Annotated in this window: 16 protein-coding genes; 10 read left to right on the forward strand and 6 right to left on the reverse strand. The window is 67.7% G+C overall.

The window, feature by feature from the left end; all coding sequences use genetic code 11:
• Positions 1 to 212: hypothetical protein (locus AC3WUT_RS27120; RefSeq protein ID WP_492350170.1), on the reverse strand; the 212-nt coding region annotated here is incomplete at its 3' end.
• Between AC3WUT_RS27120 and AC3WUT_RS27125 the strand changes: the two genes are divergently transcribed.
• The 6 genes from AC3WUT_RS27125 to AC3WUT_RS27150 all read left to right on the forward strand — a co-directional run bounded on the left by AC3WUT_RS27125 (position 211) and on the right by AC3WUT_RS27150 (position 5934).
• A complete protein-coding gene (locus AC3WUT_RS27125; RefSeq protein ID WP_492350171.1) occupies positions 211 to 1707 on the forward strand; it encodes an AMP nucleosidase in 1497 nt (498 codons plus the stop codon). The genes AC3WUT_RS27120 and AC3WUT_RS27125 overlap by 2 nt on opposite strands.
• A 133-nt stretch (positions 1708 to 1840) precedes the next feature.
• A complete protein-coding gene (locus tag AC3WUT_RS27130) occupies positions 1841 to 2182 on the forward strand; it encodes a TfoX/Sxy family protein (protein ID WP_492350172.1) in 342 nt (113 codons plus the stop codon).
• 137 nt (positions 2183 to 2319) lie between these two features.
• On the forward strand, positions 2320 to 2814 hold the full coding sequence (locus tag AC3WUT_RS27135) for a hypothetical protein (RefSeq protein ID WP_492350173.1): 495 nt from the start codon (positions 2320 to 2322) through the stop codon (positions 2812 to 2814).
• A 143-nt stretch (positions 2815 to 2957) separates the two neighbouring features.
• Entirely contained in the window at positions 2958 to 3746 is a 789-nt protein-coding gene (locus AC3WUT_RS27140; RefSeq protein ID WP_492350174.1) for a helix-turn-helix domain-containing protein, read from the forward strand.
• Between the two features lie 206 nt (positions 3747 to 3952).
• Positions 3953 to 4657, forward strand: coding sequence for a hypothetical protein (locus tag AC3WUT_RS27145; protein ID WP_492350175.1), 705 nt, complete (start codon positions 3953 to 3955; stop codon positions 4655 to 4657).
• Positions 4654 to 5934, forward strand: coding sequence for an MFS transporter (locus AC3WUT_RS27150; RefSeq protein ID WP_492350176.1), 1281 nt, complete (start codon positions 4654 to 4656; stop codon positions 5932 to 5934). Before AC3WUT_RS27145 ends, AC3WUT_RS27150 begins: the two co-directional genes overlap by 4 nt.
• 10 nt (positions 5935 to 5944) lie before the next feature.
• Here AC3WUT_RS27150 and AC3WUT_RS27155 read toward each other — a convergent pair whose 3' ends face one another.
• Together AC3WUT_RS27155 and adh are read right to left on the reverse strand one after the other, a co-directional pair.
• Positions 5945 to 6301 (reverse strand): DUF779 domain-containing protein, encoded by a 357-nt coding sequence (locus tag AC3WUT_RS27155; protein ID WP_492350177.1) that lies wholly within the window; start codon positions 6299 to 6301, stop codon positions 5945 to 5947.
• Between the two features lie 118 nt (positions 6302 to 6419).
• Positions 6420 to 7940, reverse strand: coding sequence for an aldehyde dehydrogenase (gene adh, locus AC3WUT_RS27160; protein WP_492350178.1), 1521 nt, complete (start codon positions 7938 to 7940; stop codon positions 6420 to 6422).
• A 378-nt stretch (positions 7941 to 8318) separates the two neighbouring features.
• On the opposite strand from adh, the gene AC3WUT_RS27165 reads away from it, so the two are divergent.
• Together AC3WUT_RS27165 and AC3WUT_RS27170 are read left to right on the forward strand one after the other, a co-directional pair.
• Positions 8319 to 10280: a sigma-54-dependent Fis family transcriptional regulator gene (locus AC3WUT_RS27165; protein ID WP_492350179.1), complete on the forward strand. Its 1962-nt coding sequence runs from the start codon at positions 8319 to 8321 to the stop codon at positions 10278 to 10280.
• 116 nt (positions 10281 to 10396) lie between these two features.
• Positions 10397 to 11461: a beta family protein gene (locus AC3WUT_RS27170; RefSeq protein ID WP_492350180.1), complete on the forward strand. Its 1065-nt coding sequence runs from the start codon at positions 10397 to 10399 to the stop codon at positions 11459 to 11461.
• Here the strand turns inward: AC3WUT_RS27170 and AC3WUT_RS27175 are convergent.
• From AC3WUT_RS27175 to asd, 3 genes are read right to left on the reverse strand one after another with little or no spacing between them, the layout of a single operon-like run.
• On the reverse strand, positions 11440 to 12144 hold the full coding sequence (locus AC3WUT_RS27175) for a sce7726 family protein (protein ID WP_492350181.1): 705 nt from the start codon (positions 12142 to 12144) through the stop codon (positions 11440 to 11442). The two genes, AC3WUT_RS27170 and AC3WUT_RS27175, sit on opposite strands and share 22 nt — an antisense overlap.
• A gap of 34 nt (positions 12145 to 12178) precedes the next feature.
• The gene (gene purT / locus AC3WUT_RS27180; protein WP_492350182.1) at positions 12179 to 13396 is read right to left on the reverse strand and encodes a formate-dependent phosphoribosylglycinamide formyltransferase; all 1218 of its coding nucleotides are present in this window, start codon (positions 13394 to 13396) and stop codon (positions 12179 to 12181) included.
• A gap of 59 nt (positions 13397 to 13455) precedes the next feature.
• Positions 13456 to 14316, reverse strand: a complete 861-nt coding sequence (asd, locus tag AC3WUT_RS27185) for an archaetidylserine decarboxylase (RefSeq protein ID WP_492350183.1) — start codon at positions 14314 to 14316, stop codon at positions 13456 to 13458.
• A 107-nt stretch (positions 14317 to 14423) separates the two neighbouring features.
• On the opposite strand from asd, the gene AC3WUT_RS27190 reads away from it, so the two are divergent.
• Positions 14424 to 15347 (forward strand): ATP-binding cassette domain-containing protein, encoded by a 924-nt coding sequence (locus AC3WUT_RS27190; RefSeq protein ID WP_492350184.1) that lies wholly within the window; start codon positions 14424 to 14426, stop codon positions 15345 to 15347.
• Between the two features lie 65 nt (positions 15348 to 15412).
• Positions 15413 to 16264: an ABC transporter permease gene (locus tag AC3WUT_RS27195; RefSeq protein ID WP_492350185.1), complete on the forward strand. Its 852-nt coding sequence runs from the start codon at positions 15413 to 15415 to the stop codon at positions 16262 to 16264.
• Positions 16265 to 16266: the final 2 nt, after the last annotated feature.

Raw genomic sequence — 16266 nt, forward strand, 5'->3', positions numbered from 1 at the left:
CCTGACTTCGGGTCGCCTTTCTTTTGGGTACTTTGCTTTGGCGAAGCAAAGAAAAGTGCCTCGGCCGCCGGGACGAACCCCCGGCCTCCGCCCTGAAACAAAGAACAGAACGACCAGAGCGCAGCGGCGCCACAGCCCCAAAAAATCATCGCATGATGAAAATCCCCCACCAAGCCCAAACCCGTCACAACCCAACGGCACAATGCACTCATGCCGTATTTACCTCCCTTCATCGCCCCGACCCGCCATCTCAGCGCCGAATCGGCGTTGCAACAGGTGCATACCATCTACGACCAGCAGATCGCCCACCTGCGCGACAGCATGCAGCGCTTCGTGCAGGGCGAAACCCTGCCGGGCCATGTGCGGGCCTGCTACCCCTTTGTGCGCATCCACACCGAAACCGTGTCGCGCAGCATGCAGAACCCCGAGATTGCCCACCTGGCCTATGGCTTTGTGGCCGGCCCTGGTCACTTTGAAACCACCCTGACCCGGCCCGACCTTTACCACGAGTACTACCTGGAGCAGTTCACCCTGCTGCTGCAGAACCACGGCGTCGAGCTGGAGGTGGGCACCAGCAACCAGCCCATCCCGGTGCACTTCTCGTTCAGCGAGCATGACCACGTCGAGGGCCAGATGAGCGCCGAGCGCCGCCAGTTGATGCGCGACGTGTTCGATCTGCCCGATCTGGCCGCCATGGACGACGGCATTGCCAACGGCACCTGGACACCCAAGCCCGGCGAGGCCCTGCCCTTGTCGCTGTTCACCGCGCCGCGGGTGGATTACTCGCTGCACCGGCTGCGCCACTACACCGGTACCTCGCCACGCGCGTTCCAGAACTTCGTGCTGTTCACCAACTACCAGTTCTACATCGACGAGTTCGTGCGCCTGGGCCACGAAGAGATGAAGAACCCCGGCAGCGAGTACATCGCCTTCATCGAACCCGGCAACGTGGTGACACGCCGGGTGGGCCTGGGGGCCGAACCCGGCGACGAGCTGGGGGCGCCACCGCCGCGCCTGCCGCAGATGCCGGCCTACCACCTGGTGCGGGCCGACCACAGTGGCATCACCATGGTCAACATCGGCGTGGGCCCGGCCAATGCCAAGAACATCACCGACCACATCGCCGTGCTGCGCCCGCACGCCTGGATCATGCTGGGCCACTGCGCCGGACTGCGCAACAGCCAGCAACTGGGCGACTACGTGCTGGCGCACGGCTACGTGCGCGAGGATCACGTGCTGGACGAAGAACTGCCGCTGTGGGTGCCGATCCCGGCCTTGGCCGAAATCCAGTTGGCGCTGGAGGCCGCGGTCAGCGACGTCACCCAGGTGGCCGGCCCCGACCTGAAGCGCTTCATGCGCACCGGCACCGTGGCCAGCACCGATAACCGCAACTGGGAGCTGCTGCCCGACAACCAGCCGCAGCGCCGCTTCAGCCAGAGCCGCGCCGTGGCGCTGGACATGGAAAGCGCCACCATCGCGGCCAATGGCTTCCGTTTTCGCGTGCCCTACGGCACCTTGCTGTGCGTGAGCGACAAGCCGCTGCACGGCGAGATCAAGTTGCCAGGCATGGCCAACCACTTCTACCGCGAGCGGGTGGACCAGCACCTGCGCATCGGCATCCGCGCCCTGGAGATCCTGCGCGCCGAAGGCATGGCTCGCCTGCACAGCCGCAAACTGCGCAGTTTTGCCGAGGTGGCGTTCCAGTGATGAGGCTGCCCGCAGGGGCCCTGCGAACCTGAAGCTGCCTTCTTGCGCTGGCGCAAGCGCCACAGGATCAGGGGTTTTGCGGGCGCGACAAAGCGGTCACAATGCGCCCATCCGGCCATTCACGGAGGACACCATGGGGACAAGACAAAGCACCATCGACCACCTGCTGGACCAGCTCGCCGCGGCGGGCCCGGTTTCGGTGCGCAAGATGTTCGGCGAATACTGCCTTTACCTGGCCGGCAAGCCGGTGGGCCTGGTCTGCGATGACCAGCTGTTCCTCAAACCCACCGAGGCAGCGCGCCCGCTGCTCAAAAGCGCCGACGAAAAGCCCCCCTACCCTGGCGGCAAGCCCTACTTCCACATCGACCCTGACCACTGGGACGAGCGCGAATGGCTGGTCGACCTGGTGCGCACCACGGCGCTGGCCCTGCCTGAACCGGCCCCCAAGGCGGCACCTCGACCCAAAGCGGGTTGAACACGAGCCCCCTGGGCCCCAGTCTTTTTGCGCAACACCAACCGGCGCTTGACGTGGTAGACACACGCCACGACTAGGCTTGTGCGCACCGCCGCCGGGCCCATTTCTGACCCGCTCGGGCGGGTGTGATGAAGCCCATGAACACTCCTTTGCAGACCCGCCCCCTGATCTCTCTTGGCCTGACACTGTGCCTGGCCTGCGCCACCGCACACGCCCAGATGGGCGGCATGGGGGGAGGCATGGGGGCCGGTGGTCGCCACGGCGCCGGGCCGGGCAGCGAAGCCGCTGCCAGCGCCCGTGGCGAGGGCTTTGTAACGCCCTCCGCCCGCCTGAATCAGTTGGCTGACCAACTGGTTGCACTGCGCCTGCGCCTGCAACTGGAAGGCGCCCAGAACGCCGCCTGGAACAGCTTCCAGCGCAAGGCCAGCGACTGGGCGGCCGATGTGTACCGAGGTCGCTACGCCAGCACCGAGGAAACTGCCCTGCAATCGCTGGAGCGCCGCGCCAACGACGCACACCGTCGTCAGGTGCTGTTGGACGCCTTGGTGGCCTCGGCCCGGCAACTCGATGAGTTGCTGCGTCCTGAGCAGCGCAGCCAGTTTGACCAGCAGCTGCCCAACCTGCTGCCTTGAGGCCCGCTGGCGCCGACCAGTCGCCAGCACAGCCAGCCCGTCCTTTGCTAGGCTGCGATGACGCCCCAGGACACCGCCATGCCCGACAGCCCACCCCCCAGCCTCGCCACCGCCGCCCCGCACCGCACCGCCACGCCCGGACCTTGCGCTGGGACATCGGTGCCCACCGCTTCGAGCCCCATTTCCACGAGCAGTTCTTTGTGGCGGCCATCACCCAGGGGGCCTGCCACTTTCAGTGCGCCGGGCAGGCCTACACCGCACACCGGGGCGATCTGGTGGTGATCGCCCCCTTCGAGATCCACCAGGCGCTGAGCAGCGAAGGCGCCCGATACCAGGCCCTGTACCTGGCCGAGTCCGCCCTGAGGTCGGTGCCTCTTTGGCCCGAGCCCATGCCTGGGCACTGCACCCCAGCTGCGGCACCCGCCACGGCACCAGCCGGGTTGGCCTGGCGGGGCGACCCCGTGCTGCCGGCCCACCCCCTGGCCATGCCCTTGGCCCAGGCGCTGGACCGGCAGGACCTGGGCGCCGCCGTGCACATGGCCCGCACCGTGCTGGGCTCCGGCTCAGGCTGGGCACAGCACAGCCACCGGCCCCCCCACCCACTGCAACGACCCGAGTTGCGCGCCTGGCTGGAAGCCACCCAAAGCCAACCCACCCTGGCCCTGGGGGCCCAGGGCCTGCAACTGAGCCCGACCGCCTTCAGCCGGGCGTTCCGGCACACCTTCGGCATGCGGGCGGTGTTCTTCCGCAACCAGATGCGGCTGCAGCAGGCCGAGGACCTGCTGCTTCAAGCGATGCCGGCGGGCCAGGTGGCAGCGCACTGCGGCTATGCGGACCAGGCCCATCTGACGCGTGAACTGAAGAAGTTCCGCGGCGTGACACCGGGCCACTACCCCCGGCACTTTCAAAGTGTTGAACTGCCAGGCCGTTGAATGCCAGGCCGTTGAACGATCTGGGCATCGACCGTGCGGGCATTGAACCGCCGGGCCTTTGATGGGCCATGCCGCTGACCTGGGCGCCTGCGCCCGGCCGGCAGTCTGGCAAGAATGTTCAAGACCCGGGCCAACGGTGCTTGCAACACTCGCCCAGCCGCCCGGCCCACGGTGGGCCAGGGCACCCAAGCCCAGGGAGACACCCCATGCACACCCGACCTTCCTCCGCTGCCAGGGCCCATGCCCCGCAGCACCGGCCCCCACCGGCAAGCAACGCGGCCGGCTTGCCAGCCGCGCTGCCTGCCACCACAGCCGGGAGTGGGCCGCCCAGAACCAGGCCGCTCCACCAGCGGCTGGCCACCCTGGGCGACGACAGCGCCGAGCTGACCTGCAGCATGCACGTGGCCCGCCGCTGGGGTGGCGCCCGCGAGACTGTCGGCTGCAGCTCCTTCGAGGCCGCCCGTGAGCTGCTGCGCACCGGGCGGGCCGACGCCCTGCTGGTACCGGCCGCCTACCCCCGGCTCAACACCTTCATCATGGACGAGGCCCTGCTGGCCAGCCAGGTGTTCATCATGCCCATTCCCGCCCTGGTGCTGGCCACCTGCACCGGGCCGATCGCGCCTCGGCTGCAGCAGTTGATCCACCATGCGGCAGTCACGCCCTTGTTGCCCGAACTGGGCCTGTGCTGGGTGCAAGCCCGGCAGGCTGACTCGAACGCCGAGGCCTGCCGTCTGCTGCTGGCCGCCCCCCAGCCCTCGGCCTGCATCACCAACGCCTTGTGCGCGACCCACTTCGGCCTGGAGGTGGTGCGCGAACTGCGTCCGAACCTGGCCATGCCCTGGATCTGCTTTGTGCCCCATCCGCCCTTGGGCTCGCGCTCAAGCCCCGGCATGGCGGAGGCCAGGCCATGAGCGGCAACAGCACCGCCGCCATCCGTCAGGCCCAGGGGGCACCGGCCCCCTTGCAGCCCTGGGCCTTGCTGGGCTTGACCTTGGGAGTGACCGCCATCGGCGTCGAAGGGCTGGTCATCTCGCCCGTGCTGGGGGATCTGGCCCACACCTTTGATGCCAGCCCGGCACAGGCCGGCTGGGCCGTCTCGGCCTATGGTCTGGCGCTGGCGGGCGCCGCCCCCATCGTGGGCCTTTGGGGCGACCGGATACCCCGCCTGACCCTGTTGCGGGCCGCCCTGGGCTTGTTCGTGCTGGCGGGCCTGCTGTGCGCACTGGCCAACAGCCTGGTCACGCTGGTGGCCGCGCGAGCCCTGTGCGGCGCGGCGGCGGGAGCCTTCCTGCCGGCCTGCTACGCCTATGTGGGCGACTGCACCGCCTTTGCCGATCGGGCCCGGGCCATGGGCCGGGTGATGGCAGGCTGGTCGCTGGCCCTGACCCTGGGCATCCCGGTCGGGGGGCTGATCGCCCAGCTGTGGGGCTGGCGACTGGCCTTTGTCGCGGTGGCGCTGCTGGCGGCCGTGGCCGCCTGGCGGGTAGGCCGCATGCCGGCCGCGCCCTTGCCTCAGCCCTTGCCTCAGCCCTTATCGCCGCCGTCCTCGCCCACCCAAGGGGCGCCATGCGCGGTCCGTTCAGGCCCGCCATCGGCACCGGGGCACGCGCCGGCCCGGCGCCCGCGGCTGGACCGAGCAGCGCTGCCGCTGCTGGCCCTGAACTTTTTCGACATGCTGAGCTTCTACGGCGTCTACACCTTTCTAGGGGTGACAGTGCAATCCCAGCTGCAGTTGGGCAGCGGAGGCTTCGCCCTCTTCGTGGCCTGCTATGGGTTGGGCCTCATGGCCAGCACGCTCAATGCCGGCGTGCTTGATCGCTTTGGCAAGACACAGGTGCTGCGCGGGGCCCTGCTGCTGCTGGCCTGCCTGCTGCTGGGCCTGGCCCCTGCCACCGCCCACCCAGCCACCCTGGCGGTCACCATGCTGTGCTGGGGGGTGCTGCAAGGCCTGGCACAGACCGGCACCGCCACGCTGGTCACCCAGGTCTCCGAACGAGCGCGCGGACTGGCCATGGCCTGCCTGAGCTGCACCACCTACCTGGCGGTCAGCCTGGGCTCATTCGGCGGGGGCTGGGTGCTGACCCACCACGGCTTTGAGGCCCTGGCCCAGGGCGCTGCGCTGTGCGCTCTGGTGGCGGGTGTGCTGCTGCAGGGCTGGGTGCAGGGCTGGGTGCGCGAGGCCACTTGAGCCCTCGGGCTCACAGCCCCAGTTCGGCGGCCTCGGCGTCGGTGAACACGCGCGAGCGCGTCAAAAACGCCTGGCCCGTGGGGCCCTCCAGCGAGAAGGTGCCCCCCGTGCCGTCGATCACGTCGATGATGAGTTGGGTGTGCTTCCAGTACTCGTACTGATTGGCCCCGATGTAGAACGGGATGCCTCCGATGTCGCCCAGGTACACATCGCCCGCGCCAATGGTCAGCTCGCCGGGCAGGTAGGCATTGGCCGCACTGTTGTCACAGCAGCCGCCCGATTGGTGAAAGAAGAAGCTGCCGTGCTCGGCGCGCAGTTGCGCGATCAGCGCCAGCGCCGCGGGCGTGGCGATCACTTTGTCGACCATGGAACACCTCCGGATCAAAAAGCAAAAGGCAAAAGGCAAAAAGCGCCCGGGCACCCGGCCAGGGCCGGGCGACGGGGCGCGTCAAAGAGAGAGAAGTTTCAATCCAGCGTCTGCCGGATCAGAAGAAGCCCAGCTTGTTCTCGCTGTAGCTGACCAACAGGTTCTTGGTCTGCTGGTAGTGGTCCAGCATCATCTTGTGGGTTTCCCGGCCAATGCCCGATTCCTTGTAGCCGCCGAAGGCCGCGTGGGCCGGGTAGGCGTGGTAGCAGTTGGTCCACACACGGCCGGCCTTGATGGCGCGGCCCATGCGGTAGGCCACGTTGCCATTGCGGCTCCACACGCCGGCGCCCAGGCCGTACAGGGTGTCGTTGGCAATGGCCAGGGCTTCGGCTTCGTCCTTGAAGGTGGTGATGGCCAGCACCGGGCCAAAGATTTCTTCCTGGAAGATGCGCATCTTGTTGTGGCCCTTGAACAGCGTGGGCTGCACGTAGTAGCCACCGGCCAGGTCACCCGACTGATGCGACTGGGCACCACCGGCCAGCACTTCAGCGCCTTCTTGCTTGCCCAGATCCAGGTACGACAGGATCTTGGTGAGCTGCTCCTTGCTGGCCTGTGCACCGATCATGGTGTCGGTGTCCAGCGGGTTGCCCTGCACGATGGCGGCCACGCGCTTGAGCACACGCTCCATGAACTTCTCGTAGATCGATTCCTGGATCAGGGCGCGCGAGGGGCAGGTGCAGACCTCGCCCTGGTTGAAGGCAAACAGCACCAGGCCTTCGATCGCCTTGTCGAGGAAGGAGTCGTCCTGGTCCATCACGTCGGCAAAGAAGACGTTGGGCGACTTGCCGCCCAGCTCCAGGGTGGCCGGGATCAGGTTGTTGGCGGCGGCCTGCGCAATCACGCGGCCGGTGCTGGTGCTGCCGGTGAAGGCGATCTTGGCGATGCGGCGGCTGCTGGCCAGCGGCATGCCGGCTTCGCGGCCGAAACCGTTGACGATGTTGAGCACGCCCGGGGGCAGCAGGTCGGCGATCAGCTCGACCAACACCAGCAGGCTGATGGGGGTGGATTCGGCGGGCTTGAGCACCACGCAGTTGCCGGCACCCAGGGCCGGAGCCAGCTTCCAGGCGGCCATCAGGATCGGGAAATTCCAGGGAATGATCTGGCCGACGACGCCCAGGGGCTCGTGCAGGTGATAGGCCACGGTGTTCTCGTCGATCTCGCTCAGGGCGCCTTCCTGGGCCCGCACGCAGCCTGCAAAGTAGCGGAAGTGGTCGACGGTCAGCGGAATGTCGGCGTTCAGGGTTTCGCGGATCGGCTTGCCGTTGTCCACGGTCTCGGCGTAGGCCAGCAGCTCGAGGTTGGCTTCGAGACGGTCGGCGATCTTGAGCAGGATGTTGGCGCGGTCGGCGGCGGGCGTCTTGCCCCACTTGTCGGCAGCCGCGTGGGCAGCGTCCAGGGCCAGTTCGATGTCTTCGGCACCCGAGCGGGCGGCCTGGGTGTAGACGGTGCCCGAGATCGGGGTGACCACGTCAAAGTACTGACCCTTGACCGGCGGCACCCATTGGCCACCGATGAAGTTGTCGTAACGGGGTTTGTAGACGATCTTGGCGCCAGCGGCGCCGGGTGCGGCGTAAATCATGCGTGTCTCCAGCTGTTGTCAGAAAAGTCGCCGGCCCATGCCTGGCGGACGTCACTGCTTCTCAAGACCTGTGCCACCGCGTACCCAGCCTGGGCCAAGGCCCTGGAAATGCCCGCCGGCCTGCGCCGCAAGCCATTGATTGGCAAGGATTTTTTTCAACAATTAAGGACAAACCCGAAGCCCTTGAAAACGGCGCGAGCCGCCTTGTCACGCGTCAAATGGCGACACCGGCGGACAGCCCGCGGACGTTGCATTGCAAGACACCTGTCCAAAAATGGAACACCCGGCCCGCGCAAACCCTGCCGGTGTCACACCGAGGGTCACACCGCCTAAACTCTGCCCCAGAGCGCGCTGCGAGCGCCCAGGAGACACATGACCATGGCGACCCCGTACCCCGTTCCCGGCCCTGTGCTGCGCGAGGCCCGGCTGCGCCTGCAACAAGGTGGCCCCCTGCCGCTGGAGGCGGTGGACGAGCGCGTGGCCCGCTCCTGGCAGCGCAGCCTCGCCGCCGGACTCACCCCGGCCAGCGGCATGCACCATGTGGACCACCTGAGCGGCAGCGAGCTGCGCCAGTCGCTGGCCTGCAACATCGACCTCATCAACCACTCGCAGCCGGTGATGGAGTACCTGTTCGAACAGGTGCGCCACAGCCACAGCATGGTGGTGCTGGCCGATCGCCACGGGACCCTCATGCACACCCTGGGCGATGCCGATTTCCTGGGCAAGGCCGAACGCGTGGCCCTGCAGGCCGGCGCCTGCTGGCACGAAAGCCAGCGCGGCACCAACGCCATCGGCACGGCCCTGGCCGAAGCCTGCGGCATCGAAATCCACGGCCCTGAGCACTACCTGGAGCGCAACGATTTCCTGACCTGCGCGGCCTCGCCCATCGTCTCGGCCACCGGCGAACTGCTGGGCATCCTCGACATCTCGGGCGACCAGCGCAGCCACCACCCGCACACACTGGGCCTGGTCAACACGGCGGCGCGCATGATCGAAAACCGCCTGTTCGCCACCACCTGCCGCCAAAGCACCTGTCTGCACCTGCACCCCCAGGCCCACGGCATCGGCACCCTGGCCGAGGGCGTGGTCGCGCTGTCCGAGGACGGCTGGATCATGGGCGCCAACCGGCAGGCCCTGGCCTGGCTGGGCCTGAGCCGCCAGGACATCGGGGCCACCCCGATCGCCCGCGTGCTGGACACCCGCATCGACACCTTGCTGGCCCGTGCCGCCAGCCAGCACGACAGCCCCCTGGTGCTGCACCGCAAGGACGGCTCGGTGCTGCACGCCCAGTTGCGCACCCAGCCCGGCCAACGCGTGGTCGTGCGTGCGCCGGCCCCCCGGCGCAACCCGGTCGACGTGGCCCCCCGCGAGCAGGATGCCCTGGCCGCCCTCGACACCGGTGACAGCGCCTGGCGAGCCGTCGCCGACAAAGCCCGCCGCGTGTGCGGCAAACCCATCCCCCTGTTGCTGCATGGCGAATCGGGCGTGGGCAAAGAGCTGTTCGCCCGCGCCGTGCACGACAGTTCGCCGCGCCGCCACCGCCCGTTTGTGGCCATCAACTGCGCGGCCCTGCCCGAGCACCTGATCGAATCCGAGCTGTTCGGCTACAGCCCCGGCGCCTTCACCGGCGCACGCAAGGAAGGCAGCCTGGGGCGCCTGCGCGAGGCCGACGGCGGCACCCTGTTCCTCGATGAGATCGGCGACATGCCGCTGGCCCTGCAGACCCGCCTGCTGCGCGTGCTGCAAGAGCGCCAGGTCACGCCGCTGGGGGGCGGCGCCCCGGTGGCCGTCGATTTCGCCCTGATCTGCGCCACCCACCAGCCCCTGCGCGAGGCGGCCGAGGCCGGCCGCTTCCGGGCCGACCTGTACTACCGCCTCAACGGCCTGACCCTGATCCTGCCGCCGCTGCGCCAGCGCAGCGACTTTGAGGCCCTGACCCGCAAGCTGCTGAATGAACTGGGCGGCGAACCGCCGCTGAGCATCGCCCCCGACCTGCTGCGCGCCCTGGCCGCCTACCCCTGGCCCGGCAACCTGCGCCAGTACGCCAGCGTGCTGCGCACCGCCATCGCCCTGCTCGATGCCGGCGAAACCACGGTCGACTGGCCCCACCTGCCCGACGACATGCTGGCCCTGCTGCGCCCCGCCGCCGGCCCCCGGGCGGTGCCGGCATCCACCCCGACATCAACAACGACCGCCCCCACGATGGGCCCCGACCAGAAACTGGCCGACATCTCCCGCGCCGCCGTGCAGCAGGCGATCCAGAACGCCCGCGGCAACCTCTCGGCCGCGGCCCGCCAACTGGGCATCAGCCGGCAGACGCTTTATCGCAAGCTGGGGTGAGGGGGCCTGAGTAACACCAGAAAACAGCTGTCATCGGAATGGTCCGGCCGACCATCGAGAGGCCGGGCAGGGTTCGAGGCAGCACCCAACAATCGTCGAATTCACGGAGGAATTCGATGATCCCACTGGACCGTTACCCCTACTTCCCGATGCTCCGGACACGGCAGGCAGAGCTCAAGGGCCTTGATCAACTGCACTCGGAACAAAAACAGGCCATGCTTCCCCTGCTGACCTTGGGGCGGTGGCCCAAAGCCACCGACTTCGCCAAGGGTGCCGAGAAAGCAGCACAAGTCATGGCCGGAGCGCCCTACTGCCTGGATCTGACCCAGGACCTCACCCACCTTCCCGATCTTCAGCAGCGCTTGCGCAGCCCGCGCCAGGGATTTAAGGCTTGGCGAGACTTCGTCAAGGATTGGCCCCAAGTCCTGCCGGTACTTCAAAACCACCCAGAGGCCTCATTGCGTGATTGGCTGCAACAGGCACGTGGGCTGGAACAGCAGGCTGGCCAGTTGGCGTTCCGAATGACGGACTTCGAGCATCATCCCCCGTTGGTCATCCAGGCCCTCAGCGCCATGGACGATCCAACACGCGCGATTGTCTTCATCGATGCCCAATTCATCCGCGCGGCGCTGCCCACGTACGTTCAAGCCACACTGCTCACGATCAACCAGCTCCGATCAGCGTTTCCGGACCTGTTGATCGTGGTCAGCTCCACCAGTTTTCCGGCCTCAGTCCTGCCATTTGCCAACCCCAGCCAAAACGCAGGAACCATCGACATTCTGGAGCGTGAATTGCACGCCCGCATCGGTGGCCATGCCGTAGCAGCCTACGGCGACCACGGATCGATCCACTCTGTGGTCTACGACGAATCGAGCGCTATGCGCTGGGCTGCCCGCGTTGACTATCCAGGGGAATTGAGCTGGGAGTTCGCTCGCAGCCCGAAAGACCACTCCCGCCAGGGCTATATCTCTGCAGCCCAGGCCATCATGGCCTCGGATCTCAGTCTGGGCACACGTGGGCTTTGGGGCGAAGACATGATTCTGCAAGCGGCTCAGGGCCATCCGTACGGTGTCGCGCCTGTGTCGTGGATCGCTGTTCGGGTCAATCTCCATCTGGCCCGGCAGTTGGCTTTGTCACAGCGACTGCTGCAAGCTGAGGATCAAACAGACGAGGATGAGTAAGGCTGTGGAACCCGCCTGGCCAGGGCTCGCTCTGGCATCGCGACGCGGCTGAGAAAGGCCTGCAGACGGGCCTCTGGAGTGAGCGGCACCGCGCCCCGCGGTAGGACATCGGTCATGGCACCTTGCTGAGCCCGCCATGGTGCCAATCGTGCTTCACGGGCCCGCAGGCTGGCCAGTACCTGAGCCCGCACCACCGCCGTGGACAGGGTCATGGCCTGGACGAGCAAGTCCTCACGGGTTCCGCGCGCAGGTCGATCATGGGATCGCAACAGGCGACGCAACTCGGACACGGGCAGAAAGCTCAACCAGCCTTCGAGCCGCGGCCCCCGCAACAAGCAGGATGGGCGCACTACCTTGAAACCCCGCTCGGCGTCCACCGTCCAGAGCCCGACCGTAGCCGCGGTCTGAGCCTGCACCGCCGTCAGGTGCCGCAAGGTGCACACCACTGTGACGCGCTCAAAAAAACGGCAATAGCTGTCGAGCTGCCCCGGCAGCCGAGTCAACCGGTCCCGGTCGCTCTTGATTTCGAAAGCCGCCAGGCGGGCCCCGACCTGAACCAGGTCAACGCGGCGCTCGAAGCGATCGATGCACAGTTCGGAGATGAGGCTGGCCGACGCTCCTTGCGGCTGGCGACGCAGCCGCTCGATCAGCGCCTGACGGATCTGTGCTTCGTTCATCGCCATGGTGCCCAACCTCGCTCAGCCCCGCCTCGCCCGCTCAGCCCACCCGCGGCTTGACCTTGGAGGCGGCCAGCTTGGCGGTGGCGCGGGCCTGGTCGGTGTCGGTGCCGCGCGCCAGGGCCACGCCCATGCGGCGCTTGACGAAGCTCTCGGGCTTGCCGAACAGGCGCAGGTCGGTGCCGGGGATGGCCAGGGCCTCGTCCACGCCATCGAACACGATGCCCTGGGCCTCGACGCCGCCGTAGATCACGGCACTGGCGCCGGGGTTGCGCAGGCTGGTGTCCACCGGCAGGCCCAGGATGGCCCGGGCGTGCAGTTCGAACTCGCTCTGGTGCTGGGTGCACAGGGTGACCAGGCCGGTGTCGTGCGGGCGCGGGCTGACCTCGCTGAACCAGACCTGCTCGCCCTTGACGAACAGTTCCACGCCGAACAGGCCCTGGCCGCCGAGGTTGTCGGTGACGGCCTGGGCGATCTGGCGCGATTTTTCGAGTGCGGCCGGGTGCATGGGGTGGGGTTGCCAGCTTTCCACGTAGTCGCCGCTGACCTGCACGTGGCCGATGGGGTCGCAGAAGCTGGTGACGATCTGGCCGTCGGCGCCCACCGAGCGCACGGTGAGCTGGGTGATTTCGTAGTCGAAGTCGATGAAGCCTTCGACGATCACGCGGCCGTGGCTCACGCGGCCACCGGCCATGGCGTAGTCCCAGGCCTTTTGCACGTCGGCCGGGCCGTCGATCTTGCTCTGGCCCTTGCCCGAGCTGCTCATCACGGGCTTGACGATGCAGGGGTAACCAATACCCGGTTGGCCATCCGTGCCATCGATGGCCGCCTGCAACTCGGCCAGCGAGTCGCAGAATTGGTAGGGGCTGGTGGGCAGACCCAGGGTTTCACCGGCCAGGCGGCGGATGCCCTCGCGGTCCATGGTCAGGCGGGCGGCACGGGCGGTGGGGATCACGCGCACCACACCGGCGGCCTCCAGCTCTTCCAGCATGGGGGTGGCGATGGCTTCGATCTCCGGCACCACCAGGTGCGGGCGCTCGGCTTCGATCAGGGCCTTGAGCTGGGCCGGATCACTCATGGTGATGGTGCGCGCGTGGTGGGCCACCTGCTGGCCCGGGGCGTTCTCGTAGCGGTCCACAGCAATGGTCTCGACGCCCAGGCGCTGCAGCGCGATCAGGACTTCTTTGCCAAGCTCGCCGGAGCCGAGCAGCATGACTTTGGTGGCCGAGGCCGACAGGGGGGTGCCGAGAGTGGTCATGGTTCTGGGGCGCAGTGCGCCGGTAGGTCAAGGGGTTGAAAAACAGAAACAGGGGGGCGTCAATCGGGTTGGGGCGCGCTTTGGCCCATGGCCTCACCCATGCGGATGGCGCGGGCCGGGGCCCAATCGGGGTTGAACGACAGCGTGTTCTTGGGGAACAACATCACCACGGTGGAGCCCAGCAGGAAGCGGCCCATCTCAGCGCCCTTGGCGATCACCACCTCTTGCGTGTCGTAACGCCACTCGCGCACCGTGCCCGGGCGCGGCGGGTTGACCACGCCGTGCCACACCGTGGCCATGCTGCCCACGATGGTGGCGCCCACCAGGGTGAGCACGAAGGGGCGGCGGGCCTCGTCCTCGAACACGCAAACCACGCGCTCGTTGCGGGCGAACAGGCCGGGCACGCCACGGGCCGTGGTGGGATTGACCGAGAACAGATCGCCGGGCACGTGGATCATGCGCAGCAGCCGCCCGGTGCAGGGCATGTGGATGCGGTGGTAGTCGCGCGGGCTCAGGTAGAGCGTGGCGAACTCGCCGTCGTCGAAATGGCGCGCCAGCGCGGCATTGCCACCCACCAGGGTCTGGGTGCTGTAGGAATGCCCCTTGGCCTGGAAGATCTGGTCACGCTCGATGCGCCCGAACTGGCTGATGGCGCCATCGACCGGGCACACGTAGGCCGCATCGGCCTGGGGGCGAGCCCCCTCGCGCAAGGGCCGGGTGAAGAACTCATTGAAGCTGGTGTAATCGCTGGCCTGGCTCTGCTGAGCCTCGGACAAGTCCACGCCGTAGCGGGCCACAAAGCGACGGATGATCCAGTGCGTCAGGGCGCCAGCCCGGGCGCGGGCGACAAAGCCGGCAAACCGGGTCAGGGCCAGCTTGGGAATCAGGTACTGCGGCAGCACCGCGAGACGGTCGGACAAGGGGGCCCCTGGAAGTTGATGGAACGTAACCTGCCATTTTATTCAGCCCCGGGGACGGGTCACGGCGCAGACACGCCATTGCGCCCTGCCTGGGCCACAATGCCCCCATGCAAGAGCCCCTGTTCGAGGCCCAAGGCCTTCAAAAACGCTATGGCGACACCACGGTGGTCGACCAGTTGTCCTTTGCCATTGCGCCCGGCGAGTGCCTGGGCGTGATCGGGCCCAACGGCGCCGGCAAGACCACCACCATCCGCATGTGCCTGGGCCAGGCCACGCCCGAGGCCGGGGGCATCCGCGCCTTCGGTCTGGCCATGCCGGCGCAGGCCCTGGCCATCAAGGCCCAGCTCGGCGTGGTGACCCAGTTCGACACCCTGGACCCCGATTTCAGCTGCCTGGAGAACCTGATCGTCTATGGGCGCTACTTTGGCATCCCGCGGCGCACGATGCTGGAGCGCGGGCCGCAACTGCTCGAGTTCGCCGCCCTGGCCCACAAGGCCGATGCCAAGCCCGGCGAGCTGTCGGGCGGCATGAAGCGGCGCCTGAGCCTGGCCCGCGCCCTGGTCAACAACCCGCGCCTGCTGATCCTGGACGAACCCACCACCGGGCTCGACCCGCAGGCCCGCCACCTGATGTGGGAGCGCCTGCAGCGCCTGATGCAACAGGGCAAGTCGATCCTGCTGACCACCCACTTCATGGACGAAGCCGAGCGCCTGTGCCACCGCCTGCTGGTGCTGGACCATGGCCGCAAGATCGCCGAAGGCGCGCCACGCCAGTTGATCGCCGAGCACCTGGAACCCGAGGTGGTCGAGGTGTATGGCGCCGGCGCCACCGCGGTGGCCCAGGGCCCGCTGGCCGCATTGGCCAGCCGCACCGAGGTCAGCGGCGAGACGGTGTTTTTCTACACCCACCAGGCCCAGCCCCTGCTGGCCGCCCTGGCCACCGAGCCCGCCCTGCGTACCCTGCATCGCCCGGCCAACCTGGAAGACCTGTTCCTCAAGCTCACCGGCCGGCAGATCCGGCAGGACGGCTGAACGCCGCTTCGAGCGCTTTCACGCCGCCATTCGCCCCCCAGAACCTGATGACGCCCCCACCGACCATGACCCGCCCCACCGCCGATCCAGCCTCCCCCAGCCACCCACCCCCGCCTTCGGTGTGGCGGGCACCCAGCCTGTCCACCCGCTGGTGGCCGGTGTTCCTGCGCAACCTGCTGGTGTGGCGCAAGCTCGCCATCCCCAGCCTGGTGGGCAACATTGCCGAGCCGCTGATGTGGCTGGTGGCCTTCGGCTACGGCATGGGGGCGCTGGTGGGGCAGATCACGGTGCACGCCCCCGACGGCGACACCCAGGTGCCTTACATCCTGTTCCTGGCCAGCGGCTCGATCTGCATGAGCGCCATGAACGCCGCCTCGTTCGAGGCCCTGTACTCGGCGTTTTCGCGCATGCACGTGCAAAAGACCTGGGACGGCATCATGAACGCCCCCGTGGGCCTCGATGACGTGGTGCTGGCCGAGATGCTGTGGGCCGCCTTCAAGGCCTTGTTCACCGTCACGGCCATCATGGGCGTGATGCTGGCCCTGGGCATCAGCCACAGCCCCAAGCTGCTGCTGGCCTGGGGCGTGCTGCTGGGCGTGGGGGCCATGTTCTCGAGCATCGCGCTGATCTTCAACGCCCTGGCCAAAGGCTACGACTTCTTCACCTACTACTTCACCCTGGTGCTGACGCCGATGATGTTTCTGTCGGGCATCTTCTTTCCGCGCGAGCAACTGCCCGAGCTGGTGCGCCTGGCCTCCGACTGGCTACCGCTGACCAATGCGGTGGAGCTGGTGCGCCCCTTGTTCATGGACCGCTGGCCCGAACACGCGCTGCGCCACGGCGCCGTGCTGCTCGGCTACACCGTGGCCGCCTTCTGGCTGGCCCTGGCGCTGACGCGCAAGCGCTTCAGGGGCTGACC

Source organism: Curvibacter sp. EU05-FHT14A10, from assembly GCF_058791075.1.